We start from the raw sequence: 18,906 nt of genomic DNA on the forward strand, positions 1-18,906 counted from the left end.
GTAGCATAATAAGAATGTGAAAAACTAGTAATCGCTTTTTTATATGTGTATGGTTATGGTTTAATTAATAGTGGGGAGTGATTATATGTCTTTTTTTGGAAAACTAGATTTCAATGAATTATCTGAAGTCGATAGATCTATATACCATTATATGTCAAGTAATAGCGATAAAATCCCTTTTATGAGGGTTAGAGATATAGCTAATGAATCTCATACTTCAGCTTCATCTGTTATGAGATTTATCCGAAAACTAGGATATAGTAGTTTTACCGAGTTTCGTGCAGAGTTTAAAAGCGAATCCTATGGAAACAACATTAGCAAGTTTGACAGAAGACAATTACTTGATTTGAATAATTATGCTACTGATATAAAAGTTAGAATTAGACAGATAGCAGAGAAAATTATAACCTGTGAAAACATTATATTTTTTGGAATTGGTGCTTCTGGATCAGTTTGCGAATATGCAGCACGAAGGTTTGCAAGTTTGGGATTCAACAGTTTTGCGTTAACGGACCCTACTTTTCCCCTTCATTCAAAATTGAAAAATACATCGGAAAATGTCATCGTTACTTTATCAGTAACAGGTAATACTACTGAGTTAGTCGAAATTATCAATGGTTTTAGAAATGAAACGGATTATACTACTGTAGTAATAACTAGCAATATTAACAGTTCTCTGTCATCAATGTCGAACTATATTTTGAGTTACAACGTAGAAGTCCGAAGATTGAATCATCATGAAGATATGACAAGTCAGATACCATGTATAAACTTGATCGAAATGTTAGCGGATGAAGTGTATAATGTTGTTGGAATAATATAAGTTAATTAAGTAGTCTTCTTATTAGGATATACACTCAACAAAACACCAGAATGGTACAATGTGTGCCATTCTGGTGTTTTTTTCTTTTTCGTGAAACCGCAACCATAAATAGGTCGATATATGTAAATGTAAGCGGTTGTAATATATACTTGTTTTGTCAAGAAAGAGGTGAAAAATGAAGTGTAAATTTCCTAAAAATTTTTTATGGGGTGGCGCTGTATCGGCTAACCAAGTAGAAGGCGCGTGGAAAGAAGGCAATAAAGGATTAAGTATCGCTGATGTTTTAACTGCTGCTTCAAGTACAACACAAAGGTTGATTACAGACGGTGTAGTGGAAGATGAATACTATCCTAGTCACGATGCTATTGATTTTTATCATAAATACAAAGATGATATCAAATTATTTAAAAAATTAGGTTTAAAGGCTTTTAGAACTTCCATTTCTTGGGCTAGAATTTTTCCAAACGGAGATGATATTAGTCCTAATGAAGAAGGGTTGAAGTTTTATGATGATCTATTTGATGAGTTAATAGCAAACGATATTGAACCAATCATCACGCTATCCCATTTTGAAATCCCTTACAATATTCATAAGAAATATGGAGGATTCAAAAATAAAAAAGTTATCGATCTTTTTGTTAATTTTGCTGAAGTCGTTTTAGAAAGATACAAATCAAAAGTAAAGTATTGGCTTACCTTTAACGAAATTAATAACCAAGCAGATGGAGAGCACTCTTTACACACTTGGACAAACTCGGCTGTTCTTATAAATGAGGGTGAAAATAAAGAGCAAGTCATATATCAATCAAGTGTTAACGAATTGATTGCTAGTGCAAAAGTTGTGTTGATAGCACGAGAAATCAATCCAAGTTTTATTATGGGCGGTATGGTGGCGTATGTTCCTGTTTACCCAAACCAACCAAATCCAAATGATATTTTAGCAAGTATAAAGGTGATGAACAGAAGATACTTTTACAGTGACGTTCATGTAAGAGGGGAAATTCCTAGGTACATGACAGCTTATTGGAATTCCAGAAATATTAGTATAGATATTTCAAAGACTGAATCGCATATTTTACGTCAGGGAACGGTGGATTATCTTGGGATTAGCTATTATATGTCTAAAGTTGTGACAACTTCAAAGTGTGAAGGTCAGCCAGTAGCTAATCTAGATGGGGCTACATTTGTTGAAAACAAGTACTTAAAGTCAAATGATTGGGGTTGGCAAATTGATCCTAAGGGATTGCGCATCGTTCTCAATGAAGTTTATCAACGGTATAATCTACCCATTTTCATTGTAGAAAATGGTTGCGGTTCATATGACATCCTTGAAAACGGTAATAAAATTCACGATTTTTATCGGATACAGTATTTTGCAGACCACATTAAAGAAGTTAGTAAAGCAATAAAGTATGATGGCGTTGATGTTATTGGTTATACTCTTTGGGGAATTATTGATCTTGTAAGTTTTGGGTCAGGTGAAATGGAGAAGAGATATGGCGTAATTTTTGTTGATAGAGATAATCAAGGCGTAGGAACGCTAAGAAGATACAAAAAAGATTCTTTTTACTGGTATAAAGACGTAATTCAAAAAAACGGTATTGAGGTGCTAAATGAATAACTCTGAATTGAAGAAACTATTTAATAGTATGACACTTTCAGAAAAAGTGGGTCAGATGGGTCAAGTTACTCCAGATTTTTTTTCTAATGAAGGAGAGATTACAGGACCAGTGGCAGAAATGAAGCTAAATTCAGGTGAACTATATTCCATTGGTTCAATTTTGGGCACCCATAAACCCGAGCAAGTTATTGATATTCAAAAAAAATATTTGGAAAACAATAGACTAGGCATTCCCTTGATGTTTATGGCCGATGTTATACATGGATATGAAACCATATTTCCGATCCCGTTAGCTTTAGCTAGCACATTTGATACGAATTTAGTTAAGAAAGTTGCTCAATTATCGTCGAAAGAAGCGGTAGGCAATGGGATCCATGTAACATTTTCACCCATGGCTGATCTTGTAAGAGATCCAAGGTGGGGCCGAGTGTTAGAATCCAATGGAGAAGATCCACATTTGAGTTCGAAACTGACACAAGCTTATGTTGAAGGGTATCAAGGGAAATCACTATTACATAAAAATACACTAGCTTCTTGCGTAAAGCACTTTTTAGGCTATGGTTCGTCAGAGGCGGGTAGAGATTACAACACAGTATCTGTATCTGATTTGGAACTTTACCAAAATCATCTTCCAGCTTTTAAAGCTGCTATTGAAGCTCAAGTAAAGTTAGTTATGACATCTTTTAATACTGTAAAAGGTATCCCATCATCAGCAAATAAGTGGTTATTAGGGAATGTGCTTCGGAAAGAGTTGGGCTTTGATGGAATAATCATTTCCGACTGGGGAGCTATTCAAGAACTAATCAATCATCGGATAGCAGAAGATAGTAAAGAAGCGACTCGTTTGGCTGTTGAGGCAGGAGTTGATATAGATATGATGACAAGTAGTTATATTAAACACCTGGGTGATTTCATAGAAGATGGGGAAATTAATATTGAAACAATCAATCAGGCAGTATGGCGAATACTGACTCTTAAAAATGAGCTAGGTCTTTTTGAAGATCCATATAGAGGTCTTATGAAATTAGAAAATTTGGACCAAAATTTAGATAATATTAGAAAAGAACTAGAACCAATAACCAGAAGCGTGGCAAGTGATAGCTTAGTTCTATTAAAAAATGAGGGGATTCTACCAATTAAAACTAAGTCGACTAAAGTCGGTTTAATAGGACCAAAAGCACAAACAAAAGATCTATTAGGGGCTTGGTCTTGGATAGGGGATAAATCAGAAGTTATTTCTATTTATGAAGGATTACAAGAACAATTTGAACGACTGACTCTTTCGACTATTGATGACACTGACTCTATCTCAAAACAAGATTTAGTGATTGTTGCTTTAGGTGAGAATTCTGATGAAAGTGGTGAGGCTGCAAGTCGCTCATCCATCCAGCTACAACAAGAACAGGTTGAGCTACTGAAGAAAGTTTATGAAATTAATCAGAATGTGGTAGTCCTATTAATAAATGGGAGACCCATAGATTTGACCAATATTGTGAATTACTGTAAAGCGATACTTGAGTGTTGGTTCCCAGGAACAAGTGGAGGGGCTGCAATTGCTGACGTTTTATGTGGAAGAGTTAACCCTAGTGCAAAGCTTCCAATGTCTTTTCCAGCAAGTGTAGGTCAAATTCCAATTTACTATAATTATTTATCCACAGGGAGACCTAAAAACGAAAGCAATAAAGATGAAAAATATATTTCTAAATATTTGGATATAGCAAACGATCCATTGTATCCTTTCGGTTTTGGACTGAGCTTTAGCAATTTTGAATGTGGCAAAGTAGAGTTTTCTAGCGGTTCTTTGTCAAAGGATGCTCCAATTAAAATTACTGTAACAATTAAGAATTTGTCAAACATCAGTGGTAAAACAGTTGTTCAACTGTATATTGAAGATAAAATTGCTGAAGTTGCTAGACCAGTGCGAGAACTAAAAGGATTTACAAAGGTTAGTGTAGAACCACTAGGTTGTGAGGAAGTAGTTTTTGAGATTACCGATAAGGACTTAATGTATATTCATAGCAATTTAAAGGAAAGTGCTGACAAAGGTAGCTTTAATGTCTATATCGGATTTGATAGTTTAGCACCAAAAGTTGGAGAGTTTGTTTTAGTTTAGTATTGGAAAGGGGGGATGGAGATGCATACCACAGATGTTAATGAGGTAGAACAAGATAAAAAAAGAAAGTTTATAAATAAACTGAAAAAACAAAGTATATACCAGTTAATGGTTCTTCCAGGCGTTATTTTGATGATTGTTTTTAATTTTTTGCCTATGTACGGGATCATTATAGCTTTTAAGGACTATTCTGTTTTGGGTTCAATTGCTGAAGCAGATTGGGTAGGCCTCGAGTATTTTAGAGAATTTTTTGGAGATTCTACATTTTGGAATGTTATGAAAAATACATTTGGAATTAGCTTTTTTAAACTTTTAGTAGGCTTCCCTGCTGCAATAATTATTGCTGTCATGATACACGAATTACTTAATGCGAAACTAAAAAAAGTAGTTCAGACTGTATCCTATTTGCCTCACTTCTTATCATGGGTAATCCTCGGAGGAATGTTTATTACTTGGCTCTCTGATGCAGGGTTAGTAAACAATATTCTAATGGACATTGGGATGATTGATAAGCCTATAAGGTTTCTAACCGACCCTAATAAGTATTGGACGATCGCTGTACTTTCTGATGTTTGGAAAGAAGTTGGTTGGAATACAATTTTATACATAGCTGCAATGACAGGTATTAATCCTGCCCTATATGAGGCAGCCAAGATAGATGGAGCAACTAAGATTGAACAGATAATACATATTACTATACCTTCGATTAGGCATATTATAGCTTTGACATTTGTTTTATCGGTTGGAGGATTGTTAGGATCTAATCTGGATCAAACACTAGTTCTCCAAAATCCGGTTAATTATCAGACCAGTGAAGTCATTAATTCATATGTTTATAAGATGGGTATTCAACAAGGCGATTTTTCTTATGCGACGGCCGTAGGATTGTTTATATCGGTTGTATCTCTAGTATTGGTAGTTGGTAGTCATCTTGTTACTAAGACAATAAGCGATGAGTCGGTTTTTTAGGAAGGAGGGTACAAATGAGGAATCTATCGAAAGATGAAAAAGTCTTTAACGTAATCAATGTAATTTTCATGGTGTTTTTTGTTAGCATCATTGCCCTCCCACTCTGGAATATCATTGCATTATCATTTAATGATGCAACAGATGCTATAAGAGGAGGCATCTACTTTTGGCCACGAAAATTTTCACTCGAAAGTTATTTAACTGTATTTGAAGATAGTGCAATCTACAGGGCATTTGTAATATCTGTTTTAAAAACTGTTATTGGTGTCTGTCTACATACATTTGTGACGGCTATTGTTGCATATGGAATATCAAGAAAAGATTTAATTGGGCGTAATTTTTATATGAGAATGGGTATTATGACCATGTTTGTTAGTGGTGGAATGATACCTACCTTCTTGATTTTTAAGCAATTAGGACTTCTTAATAATTTTATGGTTTATATATTGCCAGTTTTATTTTCGTTTTACGACATGGTAATCATGATGAATTTTTTTAGAAGCATTCCATACTCTTTAGAAGAATCAGCAATGATGGATGGTGCAAATCCGCTAACGGTATTTATTAAGATTGTTCTTCCATTATCACTTCCAGTTATAGCAACTATTGCATTATTTCATGGAGTATTTCAATGGAACGACTACATGACAGCAAATATCTATGTTGATGACAGAACATTATATCCACTACAAATGTTACTTTTTAGAATCGTTTCGGAAAATTTATCGCCCGCAGTAGCAACCGGAACGAATGTTGTTCGTAGCACAACTTCTCAATCACTTCAATTAGCCACCATGGTTGTTACTACTGTTCCTGTGGTTATAATTTACCCATTCTTGCAAAAATATTTCATTCAAGGGATGACACTAGGATCTGTAAAAGAATAGAAGGAGGAAATTATGGTAAATAAATCTTTAATTAAAAAGTTTGGTATAGTAGCTATGTTTGGTGCTCTGTTGACTGGGTGCGGAGGAAAAGGAGATGCTTCAAAAGGCGAGAAAGCAACAGAAAATCTTCCAGAATCACGTGTAGAAATAGATGAATCAACTCCAAGTTGGGAAAAAGACACTGACCATTCTGCAAAATTAACATGGTATGTAAACTTCGATTGGTACGCTCAGCCAGGATGGGCTAAGGACACTGTTACAAAGAAAATCAAAGATGATATGAATATTGATGTTGAATTTGTATCTGGAAACGACGAGAAACTAAATACAATGTTAGCAGGTGGAGATTTACCTGATTTAATGACATTTGATAAAAATTTAGCGGTTGCCCAAGATGCGAAAAAGTTTGCTTTGCCTTTGAATATTCTATCAGAAAAATATGACCCTTATTTCTTGGCCGAAGCTGCAAAACCAGAGACAGTGAAATGGTATACAGAAGAGGACGGCAATATATACGGGTATCCTAGCTTCTCAACTACAAAAAAAGACTATGATGAGGGAAATGTACAAGGAGATCAGGTCTTTATTGTTAGAAAAGATATATATGAAGCTATCGGTAGTCCAGATATGACAACACCTGAAGGCTTTTTGAAGGCTTTAAACGATGCAAAAGAGCATAGTCCTAATGCTGATGATGGTGCTGAATTAGTTCCTTTTGCAGCAACTGCTTTAGATATAGCCAATGGTGGGGATGGTGCATTTGGGGGGACGTTACAAGATTTTCTTAATTTAGACCCTTCAATTGATGGAGAGTTTAATGATCGTGATAGCGATGAAGAGTATATTACGTGGTTAAACACTTTCAGAGAAGCTTACAATGACGGTTTAATGACAAACGATCAATTTTCGGATAACGACAACACCATGAAGGAAAAACTATCTCAAGGCAAGTATTTTGCCTATCTTCATACAAATACGAAAGGGCTGAACGAGTTCATGTCAGATAATAATGCTCGTAATCCCGAAGAAACATATATCGCCGTTGATGGTCCCAAAAATAGCAATGGCGATAGATCAACATTTACTGGTGGGAATATAGGGGGATGGACACAAACGTTTATAACTACTTCCACTAAAGAACCACAGAAAGCGATGGAGTTATTGACTTACCTAGCAAGTAATTACGGAACTATGGTTACTACGTTTGGTGTCGAGGGAGAAACCTATAATATTGTAGATGGCAAAGTACAATACTCAGAAGAAACTGAAGCTTTAAGAAATTCAGATATAGCAAAATTCGACAAAGAAGTAGGTTTAGGATCTTATTGGTTTGTTGGAAATGATAACTACGCAATCCAAATGGGGCAACAACCTGCTACTTCAATCAGACAAATGGTAGAGTGGGTAAGTGATAAACTAGAACCACGATTTGAAATTGAAGATATTGATCCAAAGGACGGCCGCGCTGCTCGTAATTTAACGAAACTTAATACAGAAAGAGTACAAGCTCTTGTAGTATTCATACAATCTCCTAATGAACAAGAGGGTAAAGAAGTTTGGCAAAACTACTTAGACAATCGTCAAAATAATGGTTGGGATGATATCATCAAGTACAGAAATGAAAAAATAGCCGATAATATATCAAAATTGGAATAGAAATCTAAAAAAGGATGGAAATAATGTTCTCAATTGATGGAAAGTTGTATGAATTTTGTAATCGAATGGTCATGCTTTTTATACTCAATCTGTTAATAGTTTTAACAAGTCTACCAATTATAACTATTGGGGCATCATTATTAGCGGCTTTTGAGTGTCAAAATAAGCAATTAGATTATAAAAATTTGATAGTATATTATATTCATGCTGTTAAGTCTAATATCGTCCGTTCTCTACCTTTCTTAACTTTTAATATATTTTCATTCTTGTTCTATCAAAGTACAATCCATTCGGAATTTACTACAAATGGAATTAAGTTTATTTCTTTTCTGTTTAATCTGTTCTTGGTTACGTATAATATCAATTTGTATATCATGGCAAGTGAAATAAAGAATGGGAGTGCTTATAGAATTTTTACTGATACATTTCCGTTTACAATAGTTACTGCTGTTAGAACAGGGGTACTCTTATTATTGGTCACGGTTGTCATTAAGCTGAATTTTCAATTACTATATATACTAATATCTCTTTTCGGATTGAGTGGATTCTTAATGCTTTATCGAAAAGTAATTAATCGAAAAATTCAATTAAGTAATAAAATAGAGAGTTAAAATACAAACAAACCCCAGAAGGATTAGCCCTCTGGGGTTTAGTGTATATGCCTTAAGAATTTGTGTTCGCTATTAAGATAATCAAGCTCTTTGATTTTAAGAAAAACTACCCCAAGAACGACCTCAGTTTTTAAACACTCCTTAAACAACCTCTGTTATGATCCTAGCAGGAATTGAACCTGCGACACCACGTTTAGGAAACGTGTGCTCTATCCGCTGAGCTATAGGATCGAAGGGAAAAAGTCACTAATAGCATATTAACGCATTTCGGGTCTTTTGACAAACTGAGAATACACTTTAAAGGCAGTATCAACGGTGAAGATTGCGAGTGCTATCATTCCGGCGATTGCCATGGTTTCCATTAGTTCTTTGGCGCCTTTTTCTGGTGATTCTAAGAGGTAGCCATAGACGGTTTTATACATGCCTGCTCCAGGTACTAGTGGAAAAAATCCAGGTATAAAGAATACGGTTACGGGCATTTTATAGTAACGGGCTAGTAAGTGAGAGACGAAAGCTACGATCACACTGCTTAAAAAGGATGAGATGGGAACGGAATACCATTGTAAGAAGAATAAATAACCACCCCAGCATAAACCACCCATGGCAGCTAGGACAAATCGTAGTTTTTTTGGTGCTTCAAAAAAATAACAACTTGCAAAGCAAGCCAGGATTGCCCCTGAGACTTGTGTAATTGTTGAGATCATCCTGCGCCACCTCCTAATAGTAGCAGTCCTAAAGCAACACCTAATGCAATTGACAGAGCAACGATGAATGCTTCGATTGCGCGTGCAGAGCCACTAATGTAATCTCCTCTTAATGTATCCCGAATGGCGTTAGTGATGGCGGTACCTGGTACGAGGGGCATGATTGTCCCGATGATTGAGAGTCCCATGTTGAAATCAGCATATAAATACCGCTGAATCAGTCCTGTTGATAGGGTCATGATCACTACAGATACAACGTTTAAAAAGAAAGTTCCTACTTTTAAAGTATCGTTGATTCTAGTAATTAATGGTAGCCATAGTCCAGCAATCATGGCTATGATTGATTCGCGTAGTCGGCCACTGAATAGTGTCCCAAAACCGCCAATCATTATAATCACTGCTATATCTTTTTCATATTGAGGGACTTCTTTGGTATCAGCGACCAAGAGTTGTTGATAAGCTGTCTCAAGGTCGATTTGGCCTTGGCTAAGAGCTCTGGAAATTTGATTGACTTTTGTTATTTTAGAGAGGTTGATGTCAGATCGTTTTGTTGCTTTAATCTCGGTGATTGAATTGATCGACTCATCGTCGATAGTAGCCATGACTGCTGTCCCAACAGCATATACTTCAACAGTTTCAAAATGTGATATAGAAAGAATATGATGCATAGTTTCTTCAACACGATACGTTTCCGCATTACTTTCAATCAACATTGTTCCCGCGAGTAATGCAGTATCCATTAAATGTTTAGGATTCATTCTTAACCTCCAGAGTAAGGCGTCTTTTCTATTTTAGCATAATTATTTCTTTAGGTGTGTGCAAAATTAGCCCGAGTTGTGGTTAAATTCAAAACTTTATTCGAGAGGTATAATTCGGTATTTTTACTAGCGGAGGTGTGCTGATGACCAAAAAATCTAGGTCCTTAGAAAAGATTATAGAAACTATTGTTGAAACAATCCAAGCTACGCATCATGTGACAGTAATGTCTGATGAGCCCATTAGACATTACTGTCCTCTAAATACAAAGACAATCATCGCAGTTTTTCCGATTCCACGTCGTTTTGTGATCAAAGGAACGGTAGTCCTCAATGAAAATGGCTCTTGGTCATACTCTCCTCTTAGAACCTCGACTTTATTGCATCGATTGTTTCAACGGTTTGAGCCGGATTATCGCACATATCTCAAATGGCGAGAAAATGGGTATTTAAAACCTGTTTTTGATCTTAATCATTTCTTTCTTCCTTTTTATCTTCCAAAAGCATTTACCAAGCAAGAAATGGATGATAAGAACCATAAAGGGTGGGTTAACTTGAAGAAGGCTCATTATTGGCATTTCAGGAAAAATAGTTGGCAAGTTTATTTCGGGGAAAAGATTATTTGGCGGTTCGATGATCAATTGATTCATCGTATTAATAAGTGCTATGCAAGGGCTCTAATCATTGGCAACGAGAATGACGGATTGATCCACGAAAGTCTTTGGTCTTATCGTCATTCAAATCAGTAATAATGGTATTATAGTTGGAAAGCTTATAAAATTATAATATAATTAGGCTAACATTAAAAAGAAGAGGCTAGACAGGAGGCCAGTATGAACCGACAAATAGAAGGTAGTTATGAAAGCATAGATGAAGTGGCTGAGGCGGTTGATCGTTTGATAAAGGATTTGGACTATCAAAGTGATCAGCTGATGATTCTCACAATCAACGAGTCTGATGAGACTGAGTTGAGGGCCAAAACTGGTGTGCAAGTTTTTGTGCAAGATAAGCCAGTTGAGAGTCAAGAAACGTTATTCGATAAGTTCAAAGATCTGTTGTCAATCAGTGATGAGGATACATTTTTGGGACAACTTGGTATCCCTGCAGAAGAGCTAGAGGACTATGAGTCTGATCTGGCATCTGGCAATTTCTTGCTAGTGATTGAAAGCACTCCTCGTTCTGATGACTTAGAAACAGCTGATGGTATGATGGAAACTGTGACAGAAAGTAGTGATACAGCAGCCGTTGTAGCAGACGATACAACTGATAAAAAAAGCATCGGCAGTCAGGACATCAACAACAAAGATGTGGTTAAGGAAACAAGTGATGACAGTAATGATGGAGCTGAAAAGTAGAGGGTGTCACAGATTTTGGAAAATAGTTCAAATAATGAACACTTGAAGAAAGATCAAGCCAAGAAGCAACTTATTACGAAAATAGAAGTCCAAAAAAGGAATAAGGAACGGTTCAACGTCTTCATTAATCATGTTTTCTCTTTTGGTATATCCGAATCTGTATTAGCAAAATTTGGACTCTATAAAGGTAAAGAACTAGATAGTGAAACGATTGACGATATAAAAGTGGCTGAGATAGAGTTTGGTGCCTATCAAGAGGCCCTTTCTTTTTTGACACATCGGTTACGAACTGAAAAAGAGATTAGAGATCATTTGAGTGAAAAAGAGTATAGCCCAGAGTCTATCGACCAAGCCATGCAGAAATTATCAGAGATGCAGCTGATCAATGATTCGGAATATGCCGCCGCCTATACGAGAACAGCTAACCGTGCCGGTAAGAAAGGACCAAAGGTGATTCAAAGAGATCTCATCACGTTAGGTGTCTCAAAAGCCATCCTAGAAAATATAGAAGACCATTATCCGATTGAAGATCAGTTGGCTAATGCTATCAAAATGGCACAAAAGTTTGTTAAATCTCATCAAAAAGAGTCGAAACGACTAGTAGAGACGAAAGCAAGAACCTTTCTGATACAGAAAGGTTTTTCACCTGATATCGGTCAATCTGCTATTTCAACAGTTCTAAATGAGGTTGAACTCCTCACGGATGAGGAACGCTTAGCCCCAGTAGCTGAAAAGTATTTCAGAAAATATTCGAAACGCTTTTCAAGCTATGATCTTGATCAGAAGACAAGAGAAGCTTTGTTGAGAAAGGGTTTTAGCAACGATTTGATTTCTCAATGGTTGAAAAAAACCCATGTTTGAAGGTGTTATTAGTTGCCACTTTTAAAAATAGTGCTCTATAATGAAAGCAAAAAGTGGTATTAAAATGAACGCTGAGTAGAAGGGGTTTTTATGGTAGAGAAAAAAGGTTTTGAGTGGGGACATTTATTATTAGGGATTTTGTTTGTGGTTTCTGCCTTGATTGCATTTGCGAATCCTGCAAGTAGTTTAGTAGCTGTTGTTGTCGTGTTTGCGATAACTGCAATAGTGAAAGGGATTATCGAGTTATTCTTTAGACGGTCATTACGACTTTTCGGTGGTTACTATTCTAAAAGCTTAATAGCAATCGGAGTGCTCGATATTATTTTCGGGATTGTTTTATTATTCAACTTGAATGTCGGTTTAGCGGTATTACCGTATTTCTTTGCAATATGGTTTATCATTGACTCAGTTGAAGAACTATTTCTTGCTAAGAGCTATAAGGCATTTGGAAACGGTTATTATTGGTTTATGCTTATTACAAATATCTTGTGTGTTGTCTTAGGTATCATGTTGTTATTCAATCCAGTGACTTCAGCATTATCATTGGCATTTTTAATTGGATTTTACTTCATGGTCACTGGTATTACCTATATTATTGCTGCATTTTAATAAATCAGCAACCAAGTTTATCGCTATGAGATTGATGTCTCTTTCGGCTAAGAGATGAGTTTGATTTTTAAAAGTACGCTAGGTTCAATTGAGCCTAGTGCCTTTTTTTGAGGAGGAAGCGATGTGGCAATTGATTTTAATGAATATGGTATAGAGATGTGGTCAGAGGATAAAAAAGAAGCTTTTAGGAAGGCACTTTTAGAGTGGTATGACCACCATAAACGTGACTTACCATGGCGTCAAACATCCGACCCCTATGCAATCTGGATCAGCGAGATTATGTTGCAGCAAACACAAGTCGCGACCGTTATTCCCTACTATTTACGGTTTATGGAGTGGTTCAAGACACCGAAGGACCTAGCTGGTGCCGATACGGAAAAGGTAATCAAGGCATGGGAGGGGCTTGGCTATTATAGTCGTGCACGCAATCTTCAAGCTGCAGCCCAAACGATCGTCACAAAGCATGACGGTATTTTCCCGAGAAAATATGAAGATGTGAGAGACTTGAAAGGTATCGGACCCTATACTGCTGGGGCAATCATGAGTATTGCATTTAACAAACCTTATTCAGCTGTTGATGGCAATGTCATGCGGATTATGGCTAGACTATTTGAGATTGATCTCGATGTTGGTGATCCAAAGAACAGAAAAGTGTTTGAAGCGGTTACTCAGGAACTATTAGATCCAAATCGCCCGGGAGATTTTAATCAAGCTCTGATGGATCTAGGGACAGATATCGAATCTGCAAAGGGATACCATGTAGAAGATAGTCCAGTCAAAGCATTTTCCGCGGCTTATCTCAATGAAACGATGGCAAAATATCCTATCAAATTGCCTAAGAAAAAACCAGTTAACAAAACTTATATAGCGTTAGTTGTCGAGAGTGAAGATCAAGCTTACCTATTTGAAAAGAGACCCGATAAGGGATTGCTGAAGGGATTTTGGATGATGCCTTTGATCGAAGAGTTGCCAGATGTTTCTTTAGAGGTCGAAGAAAAAGACAGCATCTTCAAAACAAAAGAAAAAAAGATCAAAAGATATTTAAACGACTTGGGGTATTCTCAACTCGTTGTTGGGACAAAACCTATCGAATCTGTGGTCCATGTGTTTAGTCATCAAAGATGGACCATAGAGATATGGTATGTTCGTGCTCTTGAGCAAGGATTCCCTCAAAATGCAAATGCCCAAACAAGTGTTTCTAACCTAAAATGGTTGTCAGCTAGCGATTTTTCCAGGTATGCGTTTCCAAAACCACAACATAAAATTTGGGAGGCTTTTTTAAATAACTAACTGTTTTGACCCCTTAATTATGGTATACTTCTTTTGAATATAGCCAAATGGCTATGGAAAACAATAGGTGCATGCACCTCTTAGAAAGTTGGCAACAGTGATGTATCATCCAAAAGAAGGAGAATTCATCACTATTAAAAGCTATAAACATGATGGGGAGTTACATCGAACCTGGCGAGACAGTATGGTTCTTAAGACTAGCGACCAATCGATCATCGCTGTCAACGATCATACTTTAGTCGTTGAATCGGATGGACGTAGGTGGGTCACAAGAGAGCCTGCGATTTTATTCTTCCATAAGCACTATTGGTTCAATGTTGTTACGATGATACGTCCCAAAGGAGTATCTTATTATTGCAATTTGGCGTCACCCTATGTTATTGACCAAGAAGCATTGAAGTATATTGACTACGATTTAGATGTCAAAGTATTTCCAGATGGTGAGAAACGTCTGTTAGATGTAGACGAGTATCAATACCATCGAAAAAAGATGGGTTATTCCAAAGATATAGATTGTATTTTAAAACGCAATGTTGAGATTCTAGTCGATTGGATCAAGGAAGAAAAAGGACCGTTCTCACCGGAGTTTGTCAAACTATGGTACGAACGGTATCGACAACTAACCCAACGCATGTCGTAGTGCTAATTAGTGGTGAAAGGGTCAAGCGAAATCGTTTGACCCTTTATATTTTTAAGAGTGATTGTGAAAGGAATTTGATATGTCTAATAAAATCAAAGTTATTGCGATCGATATGGACGGCACATTATTACGAGATGATAAGTCTCTTTCTGATGTGAATGTCAAAGCTATCGAGAAAGCTATTATGAAAGGGTACCGGATCGTTTTTTGTACGGGAAGACCATATGCAGGCGTTGCTCCTTTTTTGAAGTGTTTTCGCCAAACCGAGACCGAATACCTTGTCATCCAAAATGGTGGGCAGATTGCATCGATCAACCCTGATGAAACAATCTACCATATAACAATGGATAAAAGTGAGACGATACATATTCTTGATGCTCTGTTACCATTAGATTCTGGCCTAGTCTTAGTGAATGAATCGGGCTATTTTAGTGTCGAGCAAGAACCAAATCGTTTTATGCAAATGGACGCTGATATCGTTCACGAGAAAATTTCGCGGTTAGACATTTCTGCTATAACGGATGAGACTAAGACCGAGAACGTTATGATTGTTAATGAACCTGAAATCATCGATGCGGCAAGTGAAAAGATTCCGCAAGAGATTATTGATCGTTATCACGTAGTTAGAAGTCAACCATATTTAATTGAAATCCAGCCAAAGGATGTCAATAAGGCCAGCGGATTAAGAGCCTTAGCAGCTCATCTAGATATTCCAATAGAAGAATTTGCAGCAATTGGAGACGGCTTGAATGATCTAGAAATGATCAAAGAAGTAGGTTACGGTATTGCAATGGCCAATGGTAATGAAGTCATTCGAAGAGAAAGCAAGTGGGTTACCGCAAGTAATGAAGAGGATGGAGTCCAAAAGGCTATCGAACATATCTTTACCATTTAAGTCAAAATGAGAGTATCATAAATGATAGAGATGAGTATTGTCATACGAATAACTTGGTTGCAATCAAGCTATACAATGAAGTTATACAATCAAGTTATAATAGTAACTAAACTCAATTAGTAATCAAATCAACAGCCAGAAGAGCAACCAAATAATAAATAAGCAATTTACATTTCTTGCAGAAATAGTGTAGAGAAAGGGAGGCGTAGATAATGATGGAAATAGAAACTTCTGATACAACAACGGTCAACTTAATATTAGATAAACTTCAAAAAAAAGGTGTCAGAATGACCAAGCAAAGGGAAGCAGTTTTAAGGGCCATTGCGACTAGTCATACTCATCCAACAGTTGAAGAACTTTATACTCAGTTGAAACCTTATTATCCGTCAATGAGTTTAGCTACTGTTTATAACAATTTAAAAGTCCTTTTGGATCATCATGTTATTACAGAACTAAACACAGGGACGAATACCACCAGATATGATATGTATACCCACGGTCAACACTATCATGCCATTTGTACAGAATGTGGAAAGATTGTCGATTTTAACTTTCCGCCTTTGACGGATGCAGAGATGGTTGCTGAGGCTGTCACTGGTTTTAAAATCAAAGAACATAATCTAGAGGTCAGAGGGTTGTGCCCAGAGTGTTATGAAAAGGCCAAAATGAGTGGTAAAGAAGCGTAATGAACGTTATAGGTGATTGATTTAACGAGTGCTTTTAAGGGAGCACTCGTTTTATCTGAAGAAAGGTGGTTTTTAAAATGGCAAAGAGTCAGAAAAGAATTTTATCTGCACAAACGGTAACTGTGATGGCTGTCTTGTTGGCCCTTAATACAATTGTAGGATTTATACCAAGTGTGGGCATACCACCCTATGTTGAAATGGGTTTTGGTTTTATAGTAACGGCTTTTGCAGCCAGTATTTTAGGGCCAATACTTGCTCCTATTTTATGGATGGTAGGGGATCTTATTTCCTTTTACCTTCAAGGAGGAGGCTATTTTTTTCCAGGGTTTACGCTTAGTGCTGCAGTGGCTGCTTTGATTTATGCTTTATTCCTTTATCAAAAACCTAAGACGCTTAAACAGATAGTATTAGCAGTTTTATTTGTCACGATAATTGTAAATCTTGGTCTCAATTCATTATGGATAAGGATTATGTTTGATCGTGCTTGGGGCGTTTTTATGGGGGTAAGACTTATTAAGAATATAATCTCTTTACCTGTAAATGTATTTATTTTGTATTTCCTATTCAAGCAACCAACAGTCAAACGATTAATGGATAAGGTAGAAAAAATGGTCGGATAACAAGTGTTCACGGTTGTTTGTGTTGTTTATTAGATGTCTTAGGATAGCTTCAAAGATGAGTTTAGTGATGAGTTTAGTATGAGCTTAGAGATGAGTTTATAGATGAGTTTATCACCAAAAGAGAGACGTAAGTTTCAAGGACAAAGATGGATAGGTCACTAGCTCTTTCAAGGTGTTATAAAAATAAAACGGCGATTTAGGTTGTTTTGCTTTTATAACGCCTTATTATTTTGTAAACTAGAACTAGAGATTAGTATTACTATGGATGATGGAGGAATTAAAATGGTTGAAAAGTTTTATGAATTATCAACAGGGAATAAGATACCATCGATTGGTCTTGGTACCTGGCAATCAAAACCCGAAGATGCTTATTTTGCAGTAAAAACTGCTTTAGAGAACGGTTATCGTCATATTGATACAGCTGCTATTTATGGTAATGAAAAAGAAGTTGGCCAAGCAATCAAAGATAGTGGTGTGCCACGTGAAGAAATCTTTTTAACGACAAAACTATGGAATGATTCGCATAGCTATGAAGGCGCAAAGAGAGCAGTTGCACAATCTCTAGAAAACTTAGGGACGGATTATTTTGACCTTTATTTGATTCACTGGCCAAATCCATTAGCTGTAAGAGATCATTGGGAAGAAGCGAATGCTGAAACATGGAGAGCCCTTGAAGAGCTTTATCATGATGGTACTTTGAAAGCAATCGGAGTTTCTAACTTCTTAGTCCATCATTTAGAATCACTGCTGAAAACTGCTAAGGTGACTCCTTTTGTAAACCAAATTCGTTTAGCTCCAGGAAGCACTCAACCGGATGTAGTAGCCTTCTGTGAAGCGCATGATATCTTGTTAGAAGCTTATAGTCCATTTGGAACTGGTAAACTTTTCCAAAATGATCAAATTAAAGATATTGCAAAGAAATATGGTAAGAGCGTAGCTCAAGTAGCGCTCAGATGGTCATTACAACACGGCTTTTTGCCATTGCCAAAATCAGTTCATGAGGATTACATAAAGGCAAATCTCGAAGTGTTCGATTTTGAATTAACTGATGAAGATGTTGCGGTGATTACGAATCTAACTGGTGTAGGGGAAGCTCCTGATCCAGACAATACCAATTTCTGATCAAGAGATATTGTATTTTTGACTAATAAATAGTGAGAAACAGTTAGTGAAAGGGTTGGAGAAGTTTCTCCTTCCTTTTCACTTTTTTGGTGCATTGGGTGAGCTCTTTGAGATTGATTAGATAGTGGTAGTAAGACAAAATAAAGGATACAAACTATTCTTTAAAAAGAAACGCTATTTCGGCAGAATATAGTCTTAAACAGAAACATTAAGTTCTGAATTTATAGGAACGTTCATACAAAAAAATTAAACTGATGAAAGTGCCCATTTCATCTTGACTAGACACTTTATCCTGTGCTAGAGTATTTAATGTACTCATTTGAAACACATTTTTTACGAAATTAATGTTGACAAGTGGTAGTACTGATGGTATTATGACTGAGTTGTCGCTATCGAATTGATAGAGACAAATGATCTTTGAAAATTGAACAAAAAGACGAACCAAATGTGTAGGGTCATTAAGATTTAGCCTCGGCTAGGTCTTAATGAAAACTAACAATTCTGTTATCGGAATTAAAAATAAGGATAACAAACACAAGCCAGAAATGGTTTGAAATGAGCAATCAAACAATCTTTCATGAGAGTTTGATCCTGGCTCAGGACGAACGCTGGCGGCGTGCCTAATACATGCAAGTCGTACGCAATTGATCCATCGAGTGCTTGCACTCACCGGATCGTTGAGTGGCGCA

18 protein-coding genes, 1 tRNA gene and 1 rRNA gene are annotated in these 18,906 nt (G+C 36.5%); 17 read left to right on the top strand and 3 right to left on the bottom strand.

The features are described from left to right. The first annotated feature begins 85 nt into the window (after window positions 1-85). The 6 genes from H541_RS0102760 (at window position 86) to H541_RS0102785 (ending at window position 8,069) form a co-directional block, all read left to right on the top strand. Window positions 86-823: a MurR/RpiR family transcriptional regulator gene (locus H541_RS0102760; RefSeq protein WP_022795822.1), complete on the top strand. Its 738-nt coding sequence runs from the start codon at window positions 86-88 to the stop codon at window positions 821-823. A 175-nt stretch (window positions 824-998) separates the two neighbouring features. Further along, complete coding sequence (locus tag H541_RS0102765) at window positions 999-2,444, top strand: 6-phospho-beta-glucosidase (protein ID WP_022795823.1); 1,446 nt, start codon at window positions 999-1,001, stop codon at window positions 2,442-2,444. Further along, window positions 2,437-4,557, top strand: a complete 2,121-nt coding sequence (locus H541_RS0102770; protein ID WP_022795824.1) for a glycoside hydrolase family 3 N-terminal domain-containing protein — start codon at window positions 2,437-2,439, stop codon at window positions 4,555-4,557. The genes H541_RS0102765 and H541_RS0102770 overlap by 8 nt, the downstream gene beginning before the upstream one ends. Before the next feature lie 21 nt (window positions 4,558-4,578). Further along, window positions 4,579-5,526, top strand: coding sequence for an ABC transporter permease (locus tag H541_RS0102775; protein ID WP_022795825.1), 948 nt, complete (start codon window positions 4,579-4,581; stop codon window positions 5,524-5,526). A 14-nt stretch (window positions 5,527-5,540) separates the two neighbouring features. Further along, complete coding sequence (locus H541_RS0102780; RefSeq protein WP_022795826.1) at window positions 5,541-6,413, top strand: carbohydrate ABC transporter permease; 873 nt, start codon at window positions 5,541-5,543, stop codon at window positions 6,411-6,413. A gap of 12 nt (window positions 6,414-6,425) precedes the next feature. Beyond that, the gene (locus H541_RS0102785) at window positions 6,426-8,069 is read left to right on the top strand and encodes a type 2 periplasmic-binding domain-containing protein (RefSeq protein ID WP_022795827.1); all 1,644 of its coding nucleotides are present in this window, start codon (window positions 6,426-6,428) and stop codon (window positions 8,067-8,069) included. Window positions 8,070-8,838: 769 nt separating this feature from the next. Here H541_RS0102785 and H541_RS0102795 read toward each other — a convergent pair. From H541_RS0102795 to H541_RS0102805, 3 genes are all read right to left on the bottom strand, one after another. Then, window positions 8,839-8,911: transfer RNA gene (locus tag H541_RS0102795), tRNA-Arg, on the bottom strand. A 26-nt stretch (window positions 8,912-8,937) separates the two neighbouring features. Beyond that, on the bottom strand, window positions 8,938-9,384 hold the full coding sequence (locus H541_RS0102800; RefSeq protein ID WP_022795829.1) for a threonine/serine exporter family protein: 447 nt from the start codon (window positions 9,382-9,384) through the stop codon (window positions 8,938-8,940). Beyond that, window positions 9,381-10,142, bottom strand: a complete 762-nt coding sequence (locus H541_RS0102805; RefSeq protein WP_022795830.1) for a threonine/serine exporter family protein — start codon at window positions 10,140-10,142, stop codon at window positions 9,381-9,383. Before H541_RS0102805 ends, H541_RS0102800 begins: the two co-directional genes overlap by 4 nt. A gap of 143 nt (window positions 10,143-10,285) precedes the next feature. Between H541_RS0102805 and H541_RS0102810 the strand changes: the two genes are divergently transcribed. From H541_RS0102810 to H541_RS11375, 11 genes are all read left to right on the top strand, one after another. Continuing rightward, window positions 10,286-10,888 (top strand): hypothetical protein, encoded by a 603-nt coding sequence (locus H541_RS0102810; protein ID WP_022795831.1) that lies wholly within the window; start codon window positions 10,286-10,288, stop codon window positions 10,886-10,888. Between the two features lie 84 nt (window positions 10,889-10,972). Next, window positions 10,973-11,494, top strand: a complete 522-nt coding sequence (locus tag H541_RS0102815; RefSeq protein WP_022795832.1) for a general stress protein — start codon at window positions 10,973-10,975, stop codon at window positions 11,492-11,494. Window positions 11,495-11,509: 15 nt separating this feature from the next. Further along, window positions 11,510-12,355: a recombination regulator RecX gene (gene recX, locus H541_RS0102820; RefSeq protein WP_022795833.1), complete on the top strand. Its 846-nt coding sequence runs from the start codon at window positions 11,510-11,512 to the stop codon at window positions 12,353-12,355. A gap of 90 nt (window positions 12,356-12,445) precedes the next feature. Then, complete coding sequence (locus H541_RS0102825) at window positions 12,446-12,964, top strand: HdeD family acid-resistance protein (protein WP_022795834.1); 519 nt, start codon at window positions 12,446-12,448, stop codon at window positions 12,962-12,964. Window positions 12,965-13,120: 156 nt separating this feature from the next. Continuing rightward, window positions 13,121-14,254: an A/G-specific adenine glycosylase gene (gene mutY, locus H541_RS0102830; protein WP_033420742.1), complete on the top strand. Its 1,134-nt coding sequence runs from the start codon at window positions 13,121-13,123 to the stop codon at window positions 14,252-14,254. Window positions 14,255-14,354: 100 nt separating this feature from the next. Beyond that, the gene (ntdP, locus tag H541_RS0102835; RefSeq protein ID WP_026501568.1) at window positions 14,355-14,894 is read left to right on the top strand and encodes a nucleoside tri-diphosphate phosphatase; all 540 of its coding nucleotides are present in this window, start codon (window positions 14,355-14,357) and stop codon (window positions 14,892-14,894) included. 79 nt (window positions 14,895-14,973) lie between these two features. Then, on the top strand, window positions 14,974-15,789 hold the full coding sequence (locus H541_RS0102840; RefSeq protein ID WP_022795837.1) for a Cof-type HAD-IIB family hydrolase: 816 nt from the start codon (window positions 14,974-14,976) through the stop codon (window positions 15,787-15,789). Window positions 15,790-16,001: 212 nt separating this feature from the next. Next, window positions 16,002-16,475 (top strand): Fur family transcriptional regulator, encoded by a 474-nt coding sequence (locus H541_RS0102845; RefSeq protein ID WP_022795838.1) that lies wholly within the window; start codon window positions 16,002-16,004, stop codon window positions 16,473-16,475. Between the two features lie 77 nt (window positions 16,476-16,552). Beyond that, window positions 16,553-17,095, top strand: coding sequence for a folate family ECF transporter S component (locus H541_RS0102850; protein WP_022795839.1), 543 nt, complete (start codon window positions 16,553-16,555; stop codon window positions 17,093-17,095). Window positions 17,096-17,371: 276 nt separating this feature from the next. Next, complete coding sequence (locus H541_RS0102855) at window positions 17,372-18,217, top strand: aldo/keto reductase (protein ID WP_026501570.1); 846 nt, start codon at window positions 17,372-17,374, stop codon at window positions 18,215-18,217. 573 nt (window positions 18,218-18,790) lie between these two features. Next, a 16S ribosomal RNA gene (locus H541_RS11375) occupies window positions 18,791-18,906 on the top strand; the annotation flags it as partial.

The organism is Bavariicoccus seileri WCC 4188, assembly GCF_000421665.1.
GTDB lineage: Bacteria > Bacillota > Bacilli > Lactobacillales > Aerococcaceae > Bavariicoccus > Bavariicoccus seileri.

What these genes read in the sequence shown, in the direction of transcription:
- H541_RS0102780 (WP_022795826.1), top strand. Translation starts at nt 5,541, where the DNA reads ATGAGGAATCTATCGAAAGATGAAAAAGTCTTTAACGTAATCAATGTA.
- H541_RS0102775 (WP_022795825.1), top strand. Translation starts at nt 4,579, where the DNA reads ATGCATACCACAGATGTTAATGAGGTAGAACAAGATAAAAAAAGAAAG.
- H541_RS0102850 (WP_022795839.1), top strand. Translation starts at nt 16,553, where the DNA reads ATGGCAAAGAGTCAGAAAAGAATTTTATCTGCACAAACGGTAACTGTG.
- H541_RS0102815 (WP_022795832.1), top strand. Translation starts at nt 10,973, where the DNA reads ATGAACCGACAAATAGAAGGTAGTTATGAAAGCATAGATGAAGTGGCT.
- H541_RS0102770 (WP_022795824.1), top strand. Translation starts at nt 2,437, where the DNA reads ATGAATAACTCTGAATTGAAGAAACTATTTAATAGTATGACACTTTCA.
- H541_RS0102765 (WP_022795823.1), top strand. Translation starts at nt 999, where the DNA reads ATGAAGTGTAAATTTCCTAAAAATTTTTTATGGGGTGGCGCTGTATCG.
- H541_RS0102800 (WP_022795829.1), bottom strand. Translation starts at nt 9,384, where the DNA reads ATGATCTCAACAATTACACAAGTCTCAGGGGCAATCCTGGCTTGCTTT.
- ntdP (WP_026501568.1), top strand. Translation starts at nt 14,355, where the DNA reads ATGTATCATCCAAAAGAAGGAGAATTCATCACTATTAAAAGCTATAAA.
- H541_RS0102805 (WP_022795830.1), bottom strand. Translation starts at nt 10,142, where the DNA reads ATGAATCCTAAACATTTAATGGATACTGCATTACTCGCGGGAACAATG.
- H541_RS0102760 (WP_022795822.1), top strand. Translation starts at nt 86, where the DNA reads ATGTCTTTTTTTGGAAAACTAGATTTCAATGAATTATCTGAAGTCGAT.
- H541_RS0102840 (WP_022795837.1), top strand. Translation starts at nt 14,974, where the DNA reads ATGTCTAATAAAATCAAAGTTATTGCGATCGATATGGACGGCACATTA.
- H541_RS0102810 (WP_022795831.1), top strand. Translation starts at nt 10,286, where the DNA reads ATGACCAAAAAATCTAGGTCCTTAGAAAAGATTATAGAAACTATTGTT.
- H541_RS0102845 (WP_022795838.1), top strand. Translation starts at nt 16,002, where the DNA reads ATGATGGAAATAGAAACTTCTGATACAACAACGGTCAACTTAATATTA.
- mutY (WP_033420742.1), top strand. Translation starts at nt 13,121, where the DNA reads ATGTGGTCAGAGGATAAAAAAGAAGCTTTTAGGAAGGCACTTTTAGAG.
- H541_RS0102825 (WP_022795834.1), top strand. Translation starts at nt 12,446, where the DNA reads ATGGTAGAGAAAAAAGGTTTTGAGTGGGGACATTTATTATTAGGGATT.
- H541_RS0102785 (WP_022795827.1), top strand. Translation starts at nt 6,426, where the DNA reads ATGGTAAATAAATCTTTAATTAAAAAGTTTGGTATAGTAGCTATGTTT.